Origin of the sequence: Parerythrobacter aestuarii, from assembly GCF_030140925.1 — a bacterium.
GTDB lineage: Bacteria > Pseudomonadota > Alphaproteobacteria > Sphingomonadales > Sphingomonadaceae > Parerythrobacter > Parerythrobacter aestuarii.
Genome location: NZ_JARBWD010000001.1, coordinates 320,433 through 339,266, shown reverse-complemented (window position 1 = coordinate 339,266; position 18,834 = coordinate 320,433). Strand labels below are relative to the sequence as shown.

18 protein-coding genes are annotated in these 18,834 nt (G+C 63.6%); 6 read left to right on the top strand and 12 right to left on the bottom strand.

All coding sequences use genetic code 11. The features are described from left to right. Positions 1-2 precede the first annotated feature (2 nt). From QPW08_RS01760 to QPW08_RS01745, 4 genes are read left to right on the top strand one after another with little or no spacing between them, the layout of a single operon-like run. Positions 3-1,775 carry a peptide MFS transporter gene (locus QPW08_RS01760; RefSeq protein WP_284124008.1) on the top strand — a complete coding sequence of 591 codons (1,773 nt, stop codon included), beginning with the start codon at positions 3-5 and terminating at the stop codon, positions 1,773-1,775. Positions 1,776-1,811: 36 nt separating this feature from the next. Then, positions 1,812-3,203 carry an amidohydrolase gene (locus QPW08_RS01755; RefSeq protein WP_284124007.1) on the top strand — a complete coding sequence of 464 codons (1,392 nt, stop codon included), beginning with the start codon at positions 1,812-1,814 and terminating at the stop codon, positions 3,201-3,203. Next, positions 3,200-4,510 (top strand): amidohydrolase family protein, encoded by a 1,311-nt coding sequence (locus QPW08_RS01750; protein WP_284124006.1) that lies wholly within the window; start codon positions 3,200-3,202, stop codon positions 4,508-4,510. The genes QPW08_RS01755 and QPW08_RS01750 overlap by 4 nt, the downstream gene beginning before the upstream one ends. A 60-nt stretch (positions 4,511-4,570) precedes the next feature. Further along, positions 4,571-5,251: an NnrU family protein gene (locus tag QPW08_RS01745; protein WP_284124005.1), complete on the top strand. Its 681-nt coding sequence runs from the start codon at positions 4,571-4,573 to the stop codon at positions 5,249-5,251. On the opposite strand, the gene QPW08_RS01740 is transcribed toward QPW08_RS01745, so the two are convergent. From QPW08_RS01740 to QPW08_RS01700, 9 genes are all read right to left on the bottom strand, one after another. Next, positions 5,248-6,033 carry an alpha/beta hydrolase gene (locus tag QPW08_RS01740; protein ID WP_284124003.1) on the bottom strand — a complete coding sequence of 262 codons (786 nt, stop codon included), beginning with the start codon at positions 6,031-6,033 and terminating at the stop codon, positions 5,248-5,250. The genes QPW08_RS01745 and QPW08_RS01740 overlap by 4 nt on opposite strands. Continuing rightward, a complete protein-coding gene (locus QPW08_RS01735) occupies positions 6,030-6,656 on the bottom strand; it encodes a hypothetical protein (RefSeq protein WP_284124002.1) in 627 nt (208 codons plus the stop codon). Before QPW08_RS01735 ends, QPW08_RS01740 begins: the two co-directional genes overlap by 4 nt. Then, the gene (gene dxs / locus QPW08_RS01730; protein WP_284124001.1) at positions 6,653-8,575 is read right to left on the bottom strand and encodes a 1-deoxy-D-xylulose-5-phosphate synthase; all 1,923 of its coding nucleotides are present in this window, start codon (positions 8,573-8,575) and stop codon (positions 6,653-6,655) included. The genes QPW08_RS01735 and dxs overlap by 4 nt, the downstream gene beginning before the upstream one ends. 93 nt (positions 8,576-8,668) lie before the next feature. Next, complete coding sequence (locus QPW08_RS01725) at positions 8,669-9,043, bottom strand: hypothetical protein (RefSeq protein ID WP_284124000.1); 375 nt, start codon at positions 9,041-9,043, stop codon at positions 8,669-8,671. Continuing rightward, complete coding sequence (locus tag QPW08_RS01720) at positions 9,040-9,921, bottom strand: hypothetical protein (protein ID WP_284123999.1); 882 nt, start codon at positions 9,919-9,921, stop codon at positions 9,040-9,042. The genes QPW08_RS01725 and QPW08_RS01720 overlap by 4 nt, the downstream gene beginning before the upstream one ends. Beyond that, entirely contained in the window at positions 9,902-11,917 is a 2,016-nt protein-coding gene (locus tag QPW08_RS01715; protein ID WP_284123998.1) for an adenylate/guanylate cyclase domain-containing protein, read from the bottom strand. The genes QPW08_RS01720 and QPW08_RS01715 overlap by 20 nt, the downstream gene beginning before the upstream one ends. A 23-nt stretch (positions 11,918-11,940) precedes the next feature. After that, positions 11,941-12,399, bottom strand: coding sequence for a Fur family transcriptional regulator (locus QPW08_RS01710; RefSeq protein ID WP_284123997.1), 459 nt, complete (start codon positions 12,397-12,399; stop codon positions 11,941-11,943). Positions 12,400-12,452: 53 nt separating this feature from the next. Beyond that, a complete protein-coding gene (msrA, locus tag QPW08_RS01705) occupies positions 12,453-12,989 on the bottom strand; it encodes a peptide-methionine (S)-S-oxide reductase MsrA (protein ID WP_326521311.1) in 537 nt (178 codons plus the stop codon). Positions 12,990-13,126: 137 nt separating this feature from the next. Next, positions 13,127-13,264 (bottom strand): hypothetical protein, encoded by a 138-nt coding sequence (locus QPW08_RS01700; RefSeq protein WP_284126355.1) that lies wholly within the window; start codon positions 13,262-13,264, stop codon positions 13,127-13,129. Positions 13,265-13,508: 244 nt separating this feature from the next. Between QPW08_RS01700 and QPW08_RS01695 the strand changes: the two genes are divergently transcribed. Continuing rightward, positions 13,509-14,081, top strand: a complete 573-nt coding sequence (locus QPW08_RS01695) for a hypothetical protein (protein ID WP_284123996.1) — start codon at positions 13,509-13,511, stop codon at positions 14,079-14,081. A 24-nt stretch (positions 14,082-14,105) separates the two neighbouring features. On the opposite strand, the gene purH is transcribed toward QPW08_RS01695, so the two are convergent. The 3 genes from purH to rpe are packed head-to-tail and all read right to left on the bottom strand — an operon-like array spanning position 14,106 to position 18,221. Further along, on the bottom strand, positions 14,106-15,692 hold the full coding sequence (purH, locus tag QPW08_RS01690; protein ID WP_284123995.1) for a bifunctional phosphoribosylaminoimidazolecarboxamide formyltransferase/IMP cyclohydrolase: 1,587 nt from the start codon (positions 15,690-15,692) through the stop codon (positions 14,106-14,108). A gap of 7 nt (positions 15,693-15,699) precedes the next feature. Next, complete coding sequence (locus tag QPW08_RS01685; protein WP_284123994.1) at positions 15,700-17,559, bottom strand: heparinase II/III family protein; 1,860 nt, start codon at positions 17,557-17,559, stop codon at positions 15,700-15,702. Beyond that, positions 17,556-18,221 (bottom strand): ribulose-phosphate 3-epimerase, encoded by a 666-nt coding sequence (rpe, locus tag QPW08_RS01680; protein ID WP_284123993.1) that lies wholly within the window; start codon positions 18,219-18,221, stop codon positions 17,556-17,558. The genes QPW08_RS01685 and rpe overlap by 4 nt, the downstream gene beginning before the upstream one ends. A 166-nt stretch (positions 18,222-18,387) precedes the next feature. On the opposite strand from rpe, the gene QPW08_RS01675 reads away from it, so the two are divergent. Then, entirely contained in the window at positions 18,388-18,654 is a 267-nt protein-coding gene (locus QPW08_RS01675) for a PqqD family protein (RefSeq protein ID WP_284123992.1), read from the top strand. The last annotated feature ends 180 nt before the right edge of the window (positions 18,655-18,834 follow it).

Below are 18,834 nucleotides of genomic sequence, written 5' to 3'. Positions count from 1 at the left end.
CAATGGCTACGCAATCACTTCCGCACGGCGATTCTGCGGGAACCATCCTTGGACATCCGAAGGGGCTGTTCGTCCTGTTCTTCGCCGAAATGTGGGAGCGCTTCTCCTACTACGGGATGCGGGCGCTGCTGATATTCTACCTCACCAAGCACTGGCTGTTTTCCGACAGCGAGAGCGGCATCATCTATGGTGCCTACACTGCGCTGGTCTACATCACTCCGGTGCTGGGCGGCTATCTGGCGGATCGCTGGCTCGGGCAAAGAAAAGCCGTGCTCTATGGTGCCATACTCCTGACCTTCGGCCACTTCCTGATGGGTTTTGAAGGAGCGGGCGGGCAAGATCCGGCCTCGCTCAATATCTTCTGGCTGGCTCTGGCCTTCATCATCGTCGGTTCGGGCTTCCTGAAAGCCAATATCTCCGTGATTGTCGGCCAGCTCTACCCGCGCACCGATGTGCGCCGCGACGGGGCCTACACGATCTTCTACATGGGGATTAACCTCGGTGCCGCGCTGGGCTCGCTGTTGTGCGGCTATCTCGGCGAGACGTACGGCTGGGCCTACGGTTTCGGCGCAGCCGGCGTCGGCATGCTGCTGGGCCTGATCGTGTTCGTTGTGTTCAAGCCGCTGCTGCTCGGCCGCGGTGAATCGAGCAATCCCGAAGCGCTCGCCGCTCCGGTCATGGGCATCAAGCTCGAATGGCTGCTCTATGTCGTCGGCCTGATTGCTGTCATTACCTGCTGGTGGCTGGTGCAAAACCAGGCCGTGGTCGGGACGCTTCTCGGCGTGGGCGGTACCATCCTGATCCTCTACGTGCTGGGCGAGGCGACTTTCCGTTTCGTCCATGGCTCCTATTCTGCGGCACCGACACTGCCGGTGGCTCTGTTCGGTCTGGGCGGCTTGCTGGCCATTGCTGCCTTTGTTGGCATGTTCCTCGGCAGCATCGATGAAAGCAATGCAACCAAATTGGCGTTGGGCGGTTTCGCTCTGTCGCTCGTGGTGGTCGTGTGGCAGTCCTTCCTCAACCGCAGCGAAGACCGCGACCGCATCTTTGCCGCGATGTTCCTGATCGTAGGTTCGATCCTGTTCTGGGCACTGTTCGAGCAGGCCGGGTCTTCGCTCAACCTGTTCACCGACCGTCACGTGGATCGGGAATTCCTCGGCATCGAATGGCCCGCGTCGACCTTCCAGTCGATCAACGCGATCTATATCGTCCTCCTGGCACCGCTGTTTGCGTGGCTGTGGACATGGCTGGGCCGTCGGGGCCTTGAACCGTCAACCCCGGCCAAGTTCGGCCTCGCGCTGATCCAGCTCGGCGGCGGCTTCCTGGTGCTGGTGGCCGGTTCGGCACTGGGTGGCAACCTGACCCCTGTTCTGTTCATCTTCCTGATATACCTGATGCACACCACCGGCGAGCTGTGCCTGAGCCCGGTTGGCCTGTCGGCGATGAACCGCCTGGCCCCGGCGCATATGGCGTCGCTGATCATGGGCACCTGGTTCTTCGCCTCGGCCACCGGCAACTTCGTCGCCGGCCTGATCGCTGCGGCGACAGGCTCCGAAGCGGCTTCGGGTGAAGGCGCGGGCAAACAGGTGGTGCTCGATGTCTATAGTCAGATCGGCTGGGTCGCGATCGGCGTCGGCGTGGCGGTCTTCATCATCAGCCCGCTGATCAAGAAGCTGATGCATCTCGACACGCTGAAAGACGAAGATCTCGAAGGTGCCAAGGAAGCCGGGCTCGAAGCCATGGAAGGTGGCACACACCCGACCTCCAAGGCGTAAGACGACACCAGAGACCAATTGAAGGGGCACAGGGCCATGCGACTAAGCGCGTTACTCACTTGCGGAGGCGCGCTGGCGCTGGCCGCCTGTTCCGCCACAGGTACGGCAGAGGACGTCAACTCTGCCTCGGCGGCCGACACCGACTGGAGCGCTCCGGTCGGCGAGGATGGCCAAGCGCCTTTCCCTTCGACCTACACGCCCTATCCTGGCGTCCCGACCGCGCTCGTCGGGGCGACGGTGTTCGATGGGGCGGGCAACCGGATCGACAATGGCGTCGTCTTCTTCAGCGGCGGCAAGATCGTTTCGGTAGGCGGACCGGATACGCCGATCCCGGCCGACATCGCGGTGTTCGACGGCACCGGCAAGTTCGTCACCCCTGGCATCATCGACATCCATAGCCATTTGGGCGATTACCCGACCCCCTCGGTCGACGCCCATTCGGACGGGAATGAAGCGACCAGCCCGACCACTCCTGAAGTCTGGGCCGAACATTCGGTCTGGCCACAGGACCCGGGCTTCAGCCGCGCACTGGCCAATGGCGGGATCACCGCCCTGCAGATCCTGCCCGGCTCGGCGAACCTCATGGGCGGCCGTTCGGTGACGCTCAAGAATGTCCCGGCACGGACGGTGCAGGGCATGAAGTTCCCCGGTGCGCCCTATGGCTTCAAGATGGCCTGCGGCGAGAACCCGAAGCGGGTCTATGGCAATCGCGGGCGGATGCCCTCGACGCGCATGGGCAACTTTGCCGTCAACCGCCAGACCTGGCTCGATGCCAAGGCCTATGATGGCAAGAAGCGCGACCTCGCCAAGGAGACGCTCAAGGGCGTGCTCGACGGCGAGATCCTGGTCCATAATCACTGCTACCGCGCCGACGAGATGGCGCTGGTAATGGATATGGCCAAGGAGATGGGTTACAAGGTTTCAACCTTCCATCACGCGGTCGAAGCCTACAAGATCGGCGACCTGCTCAAGGCCAACGGCGTGTGCAGCGCGATCTGGGCCGACTGGTACGGTTTCAAGATGGAAAGCTACGACGGGATCCAGGAGAACGCCGCATTCCTGCAGCGCGAGGGGGCCTGTGTAGTGATCCACTCGGATGACGAGAACGGCATCCAGCGCTTGAACCAGGAAGCCGCCAAGGCGCAGGCCGCCGGACGACGTGTGGGGATCGACATTTCCGATGCCACGGTGATCGGCTGGATCACGCTCAACCCGGCCAAGGCGATGGGCATCGACAGCATGACCGGCAGCCTCGAGACAGGCAAGATGGCCGATGTGGTGCTGTGGAACGGCAATCCGCTGAGCGTCTATTCGCGGCCCGAGAAGGTCTGGATCGACGGTGCGCTGATGTTTGACGCGATGGACCCCAAGCGGCGGCCGGTGAGCGATTTCGAGCTCGGCCAACCGGGTGAAGGAGACGTCAAATGAACCGCCTCCTGACCACGCTCGCGCTCGGCACAGTAGCCAGCCTCGCCCTTGCCGCCCCGGTGGCGGCGCAGGACTTCGTGATCGTCAACGCCACTGTCGCCACCGGTGACGGCAGCGCCCCGGTCGAGGATGGCGTAGTAATCGTCGATGACGGCAAGATTGCCTACGCCGGGCCACGGGCGGGCGCAGGCAGCTTGAGCACCGACACCGTCTATGACGTCAATGGCCAGTGGGTCACGCCGGGCATCTTCATGCCGGTGACCGACCTCGGCCTCTACGATGTCGGCGCAGTCGGCGAGAGCAACGATACCAGTGCACGCGGCGCGCGCTTCAACGCCGCGCTCGACATCTCCACCGCGGTCAATCCTTCGTCGCAGCATATGGCGGTCGGCCGCAACGCGGGGGTTACCCGCGCATCGGTTGCACCCAATCCGGGCAGTGCGATCTTTGGTGGCCAAGGCGCAATGATCGACACCGGCGCCGACCCGCGGGCGGTGATGAAGCCGCGCGCGTTCCAGGTCGTGACGCTGGGCGAGCGCGGCGGGCAGATCGCCGGTGGCAGCCGCGCGGCGGCGTTCCTCGAATTCGCCAACGCCCTGCGCGAAGCGGCCGACTATGCCGCCGGGCGCTGGAGCGGGGAAGACAATCTGCTGACACAAGCCGATGCCGCAGCGCTGGGCAATGTGATCTCGGGCGAGCAGCCGCTTTATGTCCGGGTCGACCGGGCGGCGCATATCCGCTCGGTGCTGGGCCTGCGCAGCAGCTATCCCAGGCTCAAGCTGGTGCTGGTGGGCGTGGCCGAAGGATGGATGGTAGCAGGCGAAATCGCCGCAGCAGGGGTGCCGGTGATCGTCGATCCGATGGAAGACCTGCCGGTCAGCTTCGAACAGCTCGGCGCAACACAGAGCAATGCCGGACGCATGGCGAAGGCCGGAGTCAAGGTCGCCATTGGCGGTCTCGGCGGCGGGACCGGCGAGCAGCCGCGCAACGCCGCGCAGTTCGCGGGTAATCTCGTGGCTCTGACCAAGGTGCCGGGTGCGACGGGCCTGACATGGGGCGAGGCGCTGGCGGCGATCACTTCGGTTCCGGCGGAGATCTCCGGCTATGGCGGTCGTTACGGCGTGCTCCAATCTGGTGCCATCGCCGACGTGGTGATCTGGGACGGCGACCCGCTGGAGGTTTCCAGCGCAGTGACACGCGTCTTCATCGACGGGATCGAGCAGCCGCAGGACAACCACCAGACCGGGCTACGCGATCGCTACAAGGACCTCGACGAGAGCGACCTGCCCAAGGCATATGACTGGTGACGGCTATTTAAGTTGCAAATAGCTACTTAATGGCCTAACCTTTTATCGGGAGGAGGGCTTATGAGTACCGAACTTGCTTCCCTGATCGCCGCCAGTGCGACCTTCGTCGGCACGCACTTCCTGATGTCGCATCCGCTGCGCGCCGCCATGGTCAAGGCGCTGGGGGCTAACGGCTTCCAGATCGCCTATAGCGTGGTCAGCTTCGGTGCGATCGGATGGATGTATTTCGCCTTCAAGGCGGCACCGGTCACCACGCCGCTGTGGACCGGCTTCGACGATGCCAGTTGGGCCGTTGCGAGCGTCTTGACCCTGCTGGCGATGGTGCTGCTGGCCGGGTCCTTCGTCGGCAATCCCGCACTCTCTGCGCCGGGCGCAGAGCAAGCCGCTCTCAAGGAGCCACACGGCGCGTTCCGCATCACCCGCCACCCGATGATGTGGGGCTTTGCGCTATGGGCGCTGGCGCATGCCATCGCTGCACCGACAGCGCGCACGCTGGTTGTAACCATCGCTTTGGCAATCCTCGCATTGGTCGGAGCTAGGCTGCAGGACGGCAAGAAGGAAGTGCTGATGGGCGAGGCCTGGGCGGCATGGGAGAGCAAGACCAGCTACTGGCCGAAACTCGGGAACATCGGTGCGATCGGCTGGAAGACCTGGGCCATCGGTACCGTCATCTGGCTGGCGGCAAGCTGGGCGCATATCCACCCCAGCGGCTGGGCCGCCGGTGTGTGGCGCTGGCTCTAGCGAGCAAGCACCTCGTCGAGGAACTCCAGCGTCCGCTGCTCGGCCGGGTCGAGCCAGGCCAGCTCGTGCCCGGCGCGCGGGAAAGTTTGCAGGACAGTGCGCGGATTGGCGGCGGCGAGCTGGCGCCCGTGCGCCGCCGGGATCATTGTGTCCGCCTCGCCATGCAGGATAAGGATCGGCGTTTCGATCGTGCCCAGCTTCAAATCGTTGCGATAGCGATCGCGTAGCAGTAGCGAGGTGGGCAGCCACCACACTTTCTCGCCCGCCAGCTGCTCGAGGCTGTTGAAGGGCGAGATCAGCACCAGCGCAGCGGGCTGCACTTCCTGTGCCATTTGCACCGCTACGCCCGACCCGATCGAATTACCGATGATGACAATGTCTTTGGGGCTCAGTCCCCGTTCGTCCAGCCACGCCAGCGCTGCGCGGCCATCGGCATAAAGACCTTCCTCGCTCGGGCTGCCCGGATTGCTGGCATAGCCGCGATACTCCGCCGCAAGCACGCCATATCCCTGCGGCACCAGTCGGTCCGTCGCAACGACCGACGATTGCCAGTCCGCCCCATTGCCATGGAAATAGACGATGGTCGGCTTGCCCTTGGCCGCCGCGCGATAGCCGGCGCGCAAGGTCAGGCCATCATCGGTCGGATATTCGCTGACTTCGAATCCCGACGGAACACCGCCTGAGCCGCTCGGTGCCGGATAGAGAAAACTGCGCTGGAACAGGGTCAGTCCCAGCGCGGCAAAGGCGTAGAGCGCTACAAGGATCAGAAGGGTGCGGATCACTTCGCGCTGTCTGCGTCCAGTTCATTGCCAATGAATCCGATTGGCGCCCCAGTCAGATGCGCAAGGCGCAGGACGCAGGACACCGCCTTCATATTTTGCTCGTTGGCCACATCGATGACCGCACCTCCGACTGGTGTGAGCACGAAGGTGCCATTGGAGTAGGAGAAGGTCATCCACTTGGCGGCACCACAGAATTCGGTGAGCCTAGGCGCAAACTCTTCTCCGTCATCGGTATTTGGATCAAATACAGGCGGTTCGCCATACTCTGGACGTGCGGCGAACCATTCTCGTGCATCCATTTCCAGCTTCGGTCGATAGGCCTCGTTCTGGAAATGCTGGTAGCGATGATGGATCGTATCCGGGCCTGACTGTCCAGCGAACGTGACAAAACCCCCGCTTTCCAGTTCACGCTCCGCAAGGCATCTCAACATGTCATCGCTGGCGTCCGAGGCTGCGATGACGATAACGTTCAACCCGTAATCATCGTCGGGTGTCTCTTGGAACTCAGAGAATCCGCACGCTTGCGCTGCAGCAAGCAACTCCGCTCGCTGGGCCTCGAATGAGGGAACGGGCTCCGGTGGTGCCGCACCTTGCAATGCCAACGCGAGCAATAAGGAACTCAAGCCCGCGCCTCTTCCACGCCCGCGCTGTTGTGACGCAGTGCCTTGAGCACGCAATCGACGATCTGCGGGGCGTTGAGGCCGGCGAGGTCGTATTGCTTCTCGGGCGCGTCCTGCTCGATGAAGCTATCGGGCAAGCGAAGCGTGCGGATTTTCAGCCCCGCATCGGTCAGCCCTTCGTCGCTGGCATAGGTCAGCACATGCGCGCCGAGGCCGCCGATGCTCCCTTCCTCCACAGTGACGACGACCTCGTGGGTCTTCATCAGCTTTTCGATCAGATCGGTATCGAGCGGCTTGGCGAAGCGCATGTCGGCGATGGTGGTGCTGAGGCCCTTGGCTTCGAGCTGGTCGGCGGCCCTGCGGGCTTCTTCCAGTCGCGTGCCGAGGCTCAATAGCGCGACCTTGGTGCCCTGCTTGACGATCCGGCCCTTGCCGATCTCCAGCTTCTGCGGTGTCTCGGGCAGGTCGATGCCTATGCCGCCGCCACGCGGATAGCGGAAGGCTATCGGGCCATCGTCATATTCCGCCGCAGTATAGGTCATGTGCACCAGTTCGGCCTCGTCGGCCGCCGCCATCACCACCATGTTGGGCAGGGTCGCGAGATAGGTGATGTCGAAGCTGCCGGCATGGGTGCTGCCGTCGGCACCGACCAGCCCGGCGCGGTCGATAGCGAAACGCACCGGCAGGTTCTGGATCGCGACGTCATGCACGACCTGGTCATAAGCGCGCTGCAGGAAGGTCGAGTAGATCGCCGCGAAAGGCCGCATGCCCTGCGCCGCCAGCCCGGCGGCGAAGGTGACGCCATGCTGCTCGGCAATGCCGACATCGAAGGCTTTGTCCGGATGCGCCTTGGCGAACTTGTCGACGCCCGTCCCGCTCGGCATGGCGGCGGTGATGGCGCATATGCGCGGATCGCTGTCGGCCAGCTTGGCCAGCGTTTCGCCGAACACGTTCTGGTAGGCTGGCGGCCCCCCGGCGCTCTTTTTCTGCTCGCCCGTCACAACGTCGAACTTGGCAACCCCGTGATACTTGTCGGCGCTGTTTTCGGCCGGGGCATAGCCCTTGCCCTTCACGGTCCGGACATGGATCAGGATCGGGCCTTCCTCGGCGTCGCGGACATTCTCCAGCACCGGGATCAGATGGTCGAGATTGTGCCCGTCGATGGGGCCGACGTAATAGAAGCCCAGCTCTTCGAACAGCGTCCCGCCGGTGACCATGCCCTTGGTATATTCCTCGGCCTTGCCGAGCGATTTGTGCACCCGGCGGCTGAGCTTGGCAGTCATGCGCGAGGCGAGGCTGCGCAGGCCGAGGTACTCGCTGGAGGACATCAGCCGCGCAAGATAAGCCGACAGCCCGCCCACCGGCGGCGCGATCGACATGTCGTTGTCGTTGAGGATCACCACCAGCCGGTTGCCGGCGATTTCGGCATTGTTCATCGCCTCATAGGCCATCCCTGCGCTCATCGCCCCGTCGCCGATCACGGCGATGGCCTTGCCCGGCTGGCCCTGCAACTTGTTGGCGACGGCGAAACCGAGGCCGGCGCTGATCGACGTCGAGCTGTGCGCAGCGCCGAAGGGATCGTATTCGCTCTCGCTGCGCTTGGTGAAACCGCTGAGGCCGCCGCCCTGGCGCAGGGTGCGGATACGGTCGCGCCGCCCTGTCAGGATCTTGTGCGGATAGCACTGGTGGCCGACATCCCAGATCAGCCGGTCGTCGGGCGTGTTAAAGACATAATGGATCGCCACGGTCAGCTCGACCACGCCGAGGCCTGAGCCAAGGTGTCCGCCGGTGACCCCGACGGCGCTGATCATTTCAGCGCGCAGCTCGTCTGCCAGCTGCCGCAGTTGCTCCTTCTCCAGCTTGCGCAGGTCGGCCGGGTATTTGACTGTGTCGAGGAGCGGTGTCTCAGGTGATGAACTCATGACTTCGGGTTACACGCTCGAATCTGGCTTGTCGATGAAGAGGTTGCCGCTGAAACCGTTTGGCCGGACCTGCCAATAGAAGCGCCCGAACCGCTACTCGCCGACGCTGGTGGCACCGCTCTGTGCATCATCCGGGGTCTGCGCCTGCTTGTTGCAGCCGGCACCGCCAAAGGTCACCTTCCGCCCGCTGGTGGGATGGACGAGCGTCAGCGTTTCGCCCTCATTGAGACATATTTGCTGGTTGAGGAATTTCCTCGTCCCCCGCGGAAAGCGCTCGAGCGCGCTGGCCGAACCCCGCACCACGACATAGGGCGTGGTCGACGCAGTTCCAATCGCCGGTGGAGGCGGCGGCGGCGGTGGGGGCGGCGGCACAGCCACGGGTTCCGCCCCGCCCGGGCTGGTGGCCTGGCACCCGGCCACAGCCAAAGCAAACACCAGGGCCGCAGCCGCTCCCTTCGAATGTCTCATTCCCCTGCCCCCGTTGCCCAGTCGCCACCACCCGACCGCCGGTCCAGCCGACCGATAGTGGTTGCGCCCGAATTGCCACCCTCATCCGGTGCAAGCGGTTTATCGCATCCCTTGCCCAATGTCAGCTTGCGGCCGCTCTTGCTCACCAGCGTCAGTCGTTCGCTGCCCCTCAGGCAGATTTGCCGGTACTGCGCCTTGCGCGTGCCGCGTGGATAGCGCGCAAGCGCGCTCTTGCTCCCGCGATAGACGAACATGTCCTCGGGTCGCGGCTGAAGGCCGAGCAGGCTGAAATTTCTGCCAGCACTGGCTTGCCGCGTCTGTTGGGTTCGTGCGCGGCGCATCTTGGCCCTTTCGAGCCGAGCGGCAACCTCGGCAGGCCCGAAGCAACCTGCGCCAGAGAGGCTGACTGAGATGTCGGGCCCTTCGACTGACAATTGCTCGCCTTCTTCAAGGCAGATATCCTTCTCGTCGACGAGTGACCCGGCGGGATATCGTGCCAGCGCTGAATTGCTGCCCCCGGCGACGCGGATCGCGCGATCTTCGACCTCGATCGTTTCCGGCTCAGGCGGCTCGTCCTCGCGGAAATTGCCGGCCACCGGCGTCTTGCAGCCCGGCCCTGCCAGGACATGTTCGCCATCGGCATCGAGCAGCGTCAGCGCTTCGCCTTGCACGAGGCAGATTTCGGCATCTGGCGCGAGCGCTTCGCCGACAGCAAATCGCGGCTCATGCGTATCGGCGGAGAGCACAATGGGGGCGGTGAATTCCTCAGTCTCGGCGCCGTTCGCATCAGTCGCTCCGGTTGTGGCGCATGCCGACAGGATCATGAGGCCGAGCGGCAAGAGGATCGGACGGACAGACTTACTTCGATTCAAGGGCATGGATCCCGCCTCCTGCTATCGCGTCGAGCCGTCCTGCCAACGCCTGCAAGGCAGCATCCCCGGGATGGGCCGATGCCAGCTTTCGCAAGGCATGGGCGCCTGCATCGTCGCCTCGCTCCGCTTGGCCCATAGCAGCTATCCAATCCCCGGTGTAAGCGGCGCGTTCCCCGGCCACCGGCTCGCACAGGTCCAGTGCAGTATCGACCCCTGATACCGCAACCCTGCCGAGCGGACGCCAGGCGAAATTCGGTGCCCGTGCGCGCATCTGGCCCGAAGCGAGGATGTCGCTGCCGAGATATTTGTTCGCTCCTTCCAGCCGTGCCGCGATATTCATCGCATCGCCCAGCGCGGTGTACTGGATCCGCCGCGTGCCGCCGAAATTGCCGACCACCACGCTGCCGCAATGGAGGCCGATCCGCGTGCGGCCCAGCGTATCGCCATACTCCGCCGCGATCTCCGCCCGCAGCCGTTCGGACGCCGCATGCAGCGCCATTGCGCAGGCAACACACTGCTCGGCATCATCGTCGCTTGCGATGGGCGCGCCCCAGAACGCGACCAGCGCATCGCCGACATATTTGTCGAGTGTGCCGCCATGATCGAGCACGATCCCGCTCATCTGTTCGAGGTAGCGGTTGAGGATAGCCGCTGTCGCTTGCGGTTCGCGCCCGTGGCTGAAGCGGGTAAAGCCTTCGAGATCGGTGAACATCATGCACAGGTCGCGCTGTTCGCCGGTCAGGTCGAGCAGGGCTGGCTGATCGAGTATCTGCTTCGCCACCTTCTCAGGCAGGAATTTGCCCAGCGCGCCACGCGCGAAAGCGCGCTCGATGGAGGTGCGGCTGCGCAACGCATAGCCGACCGTGACAAAGGCCAGCAGCCAGGACAGAGCAAAGCCGAAAAGTGGCAGGCCAAGGTAATCGATATTCGCGGCCTTGAGCGCCAGCGGCAATGCGGCAAGCGTTGCGAACTGCGCCAGCGCAAGAGCCCAAAGCAGCGCCGCGCGTCGCTCGATCATGGCGCTTGCCACGCCTGCGATGGTAGCCAGCGCTGCCACCAGCGCCACCAGCCACGACGACAGCGGCACCGGGAAACGGCCATCGAGCGCCTGCCGCAGCATCTGCGCGTGGATTGTCACGCCCGGCGTTTGCACGTCACCGGCGATACGGGTGATCGGCGTCGCATGCTGGTCGTCGTTGAAGGTATCGGCACCGACCAGGACATATTTGCCGGTCAGGGTCGGGAGGAAGATATCGGCCAGGTCAGGGTCGACCGTGAGGTCCATCGGCAAGGTCGGGAAAACATGGCTGTATTCGACGCCTTCGCCTGCTGCCGCTTCCGAGGTCAGCCGCGTGAAACCGATCCCGCCGGAGTAGGACTGTCGGGGAAGGTCGGCCATGGCGAATGCCAGCGGAGGCTTCCCGCCTTCGCCAAAGCGGGGCCAGCGCCGGGCAATGCCGGCCTCATCGGTCCCTACTGCAGGAGATACCGGCTCGACCTTGCCTCCGGCAAGGCTGGCGAAGAACGAATCCTGATAAGGCCTCGCTTCGCTATCGACCTCAGGGGCCCAATAGGTCACGCGGTCGCGCTCCGGGTCGGCGTAGGCGAGGTAGACAGGGATGGTCATGGACCGCAACCGGTCGATCAGCACCTGCTGGTCCTTGGTCGGCAGGGTGAAGATCATGTCGATGGCGATGGCCTTGGCCCCGGCACCCTCGATCGCCCCCAGCGCCTCGGCCAACGTTGCCCGGTCGACCGGGTTCAGCTTACCGGAAGCACGGGCGACGGCGTCGTCATATGTAACGATGGCGATGTCGGGATCGCTGCCTTCTTCCGGGACGGTCGGCGCCAGAGCGAAGCGATAGAGATCGTGGATCGCGCGCTCGATCCCGTCAGTGAACGGCAGCGCGCGGGTGGCAAAAGGCAGCGCCAGGCAGGCAAGTAACAGCAGGGGCCAAAGTGGATAGGGAAGCGCACGCAGCAGGCGAGGCAGCACCCGCACCTGCGCTTGCCCCCTCGCTGCGCTTATCGGCACGCGGCGCAGATACCCCGGATTTCGATGATGGGACGGCGGGCCTGGAACTTGTTGGCCTTGGCAACACCGCGCACTTCGCGTGAGACCCCGTCATGGTCGACATGGGTTGCTTCACCGCATTCGTCGCAGACGAGGAAGATGCAGTCATGCTCGCAGCCCGGGTGGGTATTGGCGAGATAGGCGTTGGCGCTCTCGACCCGCATGGCAAGGTTATTGGCCACGAACAGGTCGAGGATGCGGTAGACGCTGTTGGCGGCGACCCGCTTGCCGCGCGACTTGGACAGGTTGTCGGCTATGTCATAGGCCGAGGCCGGGCAATCGTGCTTCGCCAGCTCGGTGAACACGGATTCGCGCATGCCGGTCCATTGCTCGCCGGCCTGCGTCAGCGCCGCTTCGGCGGCCTGGACCAGGTCGTGCCCGCTGTGCTCGTGATGTTTATGCTCGCTCATGACGCCCATATATGGCGCATGACGCGCTTTTGCCAATCTCTGGCTGGCCCGGATCAGTCGCGCTTGAAAGTCGGGCGATAGAGCTGGGGGAAGAGCTTTGCGAGCGCGCGGACCTTGGGCTTGTCCCAGCGCACGATATATCCCTGGTTGGGGTTCTTTGCCATGAAGTCCTGGTGGTACTCTTCGGCCGGGTAGAACGCCTTGTAGTCTTCGATCTGCGTGACGATCGGGCGCGACCATTTGCCCGATGCCTGCATCTGCTTGAGATAGGCTGCGGCGACCTTGCGCTGCTCGCCGTTCATGGGGACCAGGGCAGCGCGATATTGCGTCCCGACATCGGGGCCCTGCCGGTTCTTCAACGTAGGATCGGCCCCGACCGAGAAGAAGATCCGCACCAGCTGGTCATAGCTGACGAGTTTGGGATCGTAGGCCACCTTCACCGCTTCTGCGTGATCGGTCATGCCGCTGGCAACCAGGTTGTAGCTGGCCTGCCGCTTGCTCCCGCCATGATAGCCGGAGACGGCGCTCTGCACGCCCCTGGTGTGGCTGAAGATACCTTCGATGCCCCAGAAGCATCCCCCGGCGAAAATCGCCGTCTTGAGGCCAGGCCGTTCCTTCGCGGTGACCTTGGGCGCTGGGGCGAGGAAGTGGTTCTCAGCCGCCGTCAGCGGGGCATTGCAGCCCGCCAGTGCGAGGCTGCCGGCGGCAAGGAGCGGGAAGAGCCGCGTCAGCCCGCGACGATCGCGGCGAGCGCCTGCGGCAGGCTCGACAGTTCGAGCGGTGCGATCTGGACGGCTACCATCAGCGCGCCAATGGCGAAGCCGATAGCGAAGTTCTGCGAAAGGTCCGATTTGATGAGGCGCATGCCGAGTGTCCGTCATTGGAAATGTCCGATTGAAACCCCGTGTAAACCATAAGCTCTTGCAACGCGGTTAATGCTGCCGTTGCCTTCCGTTCATTCGAGCGGAGAGCGAGCGAGGTTACAAGGCGAACGGGGCATTTGTAAAACTTGATGGAGTGTAAGGGTCGAGTTGCACCTTAGATCATCTCCAACTTGACACATCGGAATTAATACTCTTCTCTAATAAATCAGAAGAATGGAGGGTCATTTGAACAATAGTATTGCTCTATCGATGTGTCTTGCCACAGTCTTTGTTACTGGCTGCACCGATTCCGGCAGTTCTCCGGCCAGTAGCGGGGCTGAAGAGCAAGAAGAGGCTGTCGCAGATAGCACAGCATCGGGCGAAGCGGCCCCGCCTCCACTGCTTTCGTGCGATGACAGGGGTGCGACATATGCGACTGCCACCGTTCTGGTCGAGCAGGACTACTACGCTTTCGAGCAGTCGAAATCCCCATCGTATTTTACACAAAACAGCCCTGCAAAAATTGATGAGGATTTCGCTCTCTCCTACTGCCCGTCGCACAAGGCACCGGCAGATTGGTACACCGGGCCCGTGTCAAACTGGCAGCAGCCGAATGGGAAGGCGGTGTTCCGCTATTATCGCGATGTATCCTGCCAGGTCCGTTCTTCGAGTAGCCCGGGCGGCCGACCTGTTGCTTCTGCCCAGAATGGTCAGACAATCCTCTACCAGGGCTGCCGGTTCGACATGCCCGCGCCAACGAAAACCCAATCACCCGCTGGAAACCAGAAAGTTTGCCCGTCAAACGATCCCAATTGCTAGTGGATCATCCCGATCGATTGCCGATTAGTGCCGGAAGTGACGCATCCCGGTGAAGACCATGGCGAGGCCGGCCTTGTTGGCGGCCTCGATCACTTCATCGTCGCGGATCGAGCCGCCTGGCTGGATGATTGCGGTTGCGCCCGCTTCGGCTGCGGCGAGCAAGCCATCGGCGAACGGGAAGAAGGCGTCTGAAGCAACCGCGCTGCCGACTGTCTTGGGCTGTGACCAGTCGTATTTTTCCGCAGCCTCGGCAGCCTTCATGGCTGCGATGCGCGAGCTGTCGCGGCGGTTCATCTGGCCCGCGCCGATGCCGGCGGTCGCGCCGTCCTTGGCATAGACGATGGCATTGGATTTCACGTGCCGCGCCACGGTCCAGGCGAACAGGCAGTCCTTGAGCTCCTGCTCCGTGGGCTCGCGCTCGGTGACGACCTTGAGCTCTTCCTGCGTGATCGCACCGTTGTCGCGGCTCTGGACCAGCAGCCCTCCCGTGATCGGCTTGACCGAGAGCCCGCCCCGGCGGGGATCGGGCAGGTCGCCCGTCAACAGCAGCCGCAGGTTCTTTTTGCCGGCGAAAGCTGCCCGCGCAGCATCGTCGGCAGCGGGGGCGACAACCACTTCAGTAAAGATCTTGCAGATTGCTTCTGCCGTCGGGCCGTCGAGCGGCTGGTTGACTGCGACGATCCCGCCGAATGCTGACACGCTGTCACACGCCAGCGCTGCTTCCCATGCCTCCAGCATCGTGCCAGCCTGCGCCACACCACAGGGGTTCGCATGTTTGACGATCACGACTGCCGGATCGCCGCCCTTGAACTCGGCGCACAGCTCGAGCGCAGCATCGGCATCGTTGTAATTGTTGTAGCTAAGCTCCTTGCCCTGCACCTGTTCGGCCTGCGCGATCCCGCGTCCGTGCGGGCCGACCGGGGTATAGAGCGCGGCCTTCTGGTGCGGGTTCTCGCCATAACGCAAGGTCACCGGGGCCTTGCCATTGACGGCGAGGAAATCGGGGAACAGCTGCTGCTGGTCGGCGAAACCGAACCACTGGCTGATCATGGAATCGTAAGCCGCTGTGGCAGCAAAGGCCTTGGCCGCCATCGCTTTGCGGAAGTCGAGCGACGTCGCGCCGCCATCCGCCATCTCCGCTAGAAGCGTGTCATAGTCCGCCGGGTCGGTGACGATGGTGACATAGGCGTGGTTCTTGGCCGAAGAGCGGACCATGGACGGGCCGCCGATATCGATATTCTCGATGATCTCGTCGCGCTCCGCCCCGCGCATCACGGTGGCTTCGAAGGGATAGAGATTGACGACCACCAGGTCGATCGCGCCAATCGCGTGCTCGGCCATGGCGGCGGCATGTTCGGGGTTGTCGCGCACTGCCAAGAGGCCGCCATGAACCTTGGGGTGCAGTGTCTTGACCCGCCCGTCCATCATCTCGGGAAAACCGGTCACCTCCGAGATGTCCTTCACGTCGAGACCGGCATCGCGCAACGCCTTGGCCGTCCCCCCTGTCGAGACCAGCTCGACCCCATGCCCGGCCAGCGCTTGGCCCAGCTCGACCAAACCACTCTTGTCGGACACCGAGAGCAGCGCCCGCTTGATGACAACATCGCTCACGTGAAAATCACCCCATTTGCTTGAGCAGCCAGGAGAACGAGCCCCCGCTGCGTGACGTCATGCCCTGTACCACCAGCTGTTCGATCGGCTGCGGGCGGCCATTGCCATCGACCCACAGGCTTTCTTCGATCGCCACTTCACCGGTGAATTCACCACCCACCCGGAATTGCCAATAGGTGCCGTCGGGCAGGGCCAGGCCCGCACCCTTGCGATCTTCCGAGAGCTTGAGCTCGATGCCCGGCCCAATATGGTAGCGGATGGCATAGCCGATCTTGCCGGTCTTGCCGCGCTTGCCGACTGGGAGAAGCACGTCTTCACCCAGCAGCTCGCTGCCATCGTCGCGCAGCACAAGGATGCGGCGATGCATCAGGCCGAAGCGCTGGGCATAGCCATCGTGGCTGGCCTCGAGCCGAGTCGCGCTGCCACGGCCGGTGCCGATGGCGCGACGATCGACTTCGACTTCATTGACCCCGGCGCCCAGCTTGCCCTTGATCAGCACGGCGGTGGAATTGGCGTCGTCGAGCACTAGCGTCGAATGCGCTGCCGTGGCGCGCAGGCCCTGTTCGATCCGGTGCGGGACCTGCCCCCCGGCGAAAGCTGCGCCGCCGCAATTGACCACTATGCGCTGGCCGGCGCTCGACAGCTCGAACGCCAGCGTCGAAGCGCAGCCAGCGCGGGCATGGCGCGGCAGCGGCGGCGGGGCGGCGTCGAACTGCAGGATGGTCTTGCCGCCGGTGGCGCGCTGGAAGCCCCATTGACGGACATCCTTGAGCGGGCGTGTCCGCACGCCGCTGGCGCGGATCAGCCCGGCGACCTTCTCTGCCGAAACCGCACCGGCTCCCTGCCAGCTGCCAAGCCCGGCTTCGCCATGCATAAGGGTCAGCAAGGGCGGCACCAGCAGATCCATCATCGTTGCGAGCGCGTCCGGCGGATCGAGCTTCATGGCGTGGTAACAGGCAGTCAGTTCGACCAGCAGCGCCAGCGCATCCATCTGTGCCAGCGGACTGCGTGAAAGCACCCCACCGTCTTCGGCGATCAGGTCACCCAGCGCGCGGGCCAGGCCGGCTTCGGCATACAGCCGCCGGGGCTTGCCGTCGGACAGCAGCAGCCCGGCGGCGGCCAGCGCAGTCCAGCCGGCGACTTCGCCCAGCCTGTCGCTCGCCTTGGTAACATTGCGATCGAGCCAGCGGGCGCTTTCTTCGATGGCTGCCAGTGTCTTCCCGCGCAGCGGCTCTTCGGTCATCAGCAGTGGTGCGTTGACCAGCCACGCAAGGAGCCGATGGCCGACTTGCTCGACATCCCAGGCAGCTGCCTTGCCTGGCTTGGGATTGGCCTCCAGCCAGGCCGCGTGAATTCGCTGCGCAACCGGCGCAGCCTGTTCGCGCGGGCAGCATCCGGCAAGGTCGCGCAACCAACCATAGCCATGCACCACCCGTTCGAACGGCGGCGTCAATTTGGCACTGGCCGAAGCAAAATCGACCTGTCCGATCGGTGCCTTGACGCCATGGACAAGAAAATGCCCGGCCCTCAGCGCCACTCCCGCGGCGCGTTCGCCCGCGAGCGGGGTTTCGACCGTCGCCAGCAGCCGCAGGCCGTTGGCCTTGCGGAACGGCGCGGCCAGCGTCTTGCCCGGCACACCAACGCGGTAGGCCAGCCGCATCAGCCGCTCAGCCGGGCTGAGCCGCGGGGCAGCCAGGTCAAGCGGGACAAGTGCACGCGAAGGTTCCAGCACACGCTCGGTGACCATGTGCTCGTGCGGGCGGGCGAGCGCTTTCTCTTCAGGCCCATCGCCAAGCGGGATCGCTATCTGCTCGCCGACTTGCCCTGTCGTTTCGATGTCGGGAGTGCGGGTCGTGACGTCAGTCATCCGCCGAGTCCCTTCAGCGCCCGTATATTGGCTGCATACTGGCCCGGGCCGCCCTTGAAGGTGGCAGAGCCAGCCACCAGTACATCAGCCCCGGCATCGACGCATTGCCGCGCCGTTTCCGGATTGACCCCGCCATCGACCTCGAGATGGATCGACTTTCCGGTCTGCTCGATCAGCGCCCGGATCGCTTCAACCTTCTTCAGTTGGCTGTCGATGAAGCTCTGCCCTCCGAACCCCGGATTGACGCTCATCACCAGCACCAGGTCTGCGAGATCGATCAGGTAGTCGAGCGCTTCGACCGGCGTCCCGGGATTGAGGACCACGCCGGCCTTCTTGCCCAGCTTGGCGATCGCCTGCAGCGTGCGGTGGGTATGCGGGCCGGCCTCGGGGTGGACAGTGATGATGTCAGCCCCGGCGTCGGCGAATTCCTCGAGGTAGGGATCGACTGGCGAAATCATCAAATGGACGTCGAACGGCTTCTTCGTATGCGGGCGCAGCGCCTTCACCACCGCCGGGCCGATCGTGATGTTGGGGACATAATGCCCGTCCATCACATCGACATGAATCCAGTCCGCCCCGGCCTCGTCGATCGCGCGCACTTCTTCCCCCAGCCGGGCAAAATCGGCCGACAGGATTGAGGGGGAAATAAGCGGCGTGGGCATGTGCGGGTCTCGAGGCCGTGCTTGCGGGTGCAAATCCACCTTGGGGCTACTCGCCCACCTCTAGCGCGGCGTGGAATCGCCCGACAGGCAGAGCGGGCCCTTATCCACAAAGGGCTTGGTCTCGCACTGCTTTGCAAGTGTTAGCGGGCGGGCTAAGTGCCGACCCATGCCCGGAATAGAAAAATGTACGTCAACTTTCATCGAGACCATGGTCGATGACGAAATCGTGATCGTCAGCCTCGACAAGGGACAGTTCTTCTCGCTCAAGGATACCGGGCTCGCCATCTGGCAGAAGATTGATGGAACGCGCGACAGGGGTGCGCTCCTCGAGGAGCTTGCAGCAGAATTCGACGCATCCACTGCAGAATTGGAGGCCGACCTCGACGCTTTTCTTCACCAGCTGGAAACCGCCGACTTCATCTGCCGATCGTGACAGCTGCCAAACCTTGTAAAATTTCGGGGATTCTTGAGACTTTTAGGCGTCAACTTCGCGTTCATAAGCTATATGGTATGACGTCACGGAAACAAGTCTTTGATCGGATTGCTGGAAGAAGCTAGGACAATGCATTCGAAACGACCTCTGGAGGGCGCACGCACGGCCTGGACAAGGCCG